Raw genomic sequence first — 291 nt, forward strand, 5'->3', positions numbered from 1 at the left:
TTCCGGAATCATGATCTCCCTCCCCTGCCTCAAACAGACGTACCATTGCATCAGCCAGGCCAATCGTTCCCTTAAACTTCTCCAAACGATTAATAACTGCGTTCTGTACCCTTCCTATTAGCAGACCCTTTTCAGAGGAATTAACAGCTATCTGGCAGACTCTGGTAATCTTAATGTCCTTCTCCATTTCCGATTGACCAGTAAATATTCTGTCAATCAACTAAAGCATCTGGAGCAGACTCTCAAAGCTTTCAGTCTGCTCACCTTCCAGCCAGGTAATATCTCCCTGCG

General features: G+C 45.4%; 1 pseudogene. It reads right to left on the bottom strand.

Features of this window, described 5'->3' with window-relative positions:
- Positions 1-187, bottom strand: a pseudogene (locus NE473_RS31960) (hypothetical protein); the annotation flags it as partial.
- Positions 188-291 lie beyond the last annotated feature (104 nt).

The sequence above is a fragment of the Hungatella sp. SL.1.14 genome (genome assembly GCF_024460495.1).
Lineage (GTDB): Bacteria > Bacillota > Clostridia > Lachnospirales > Lachnospiraceae > Hungatella > Hungatella hathewayi.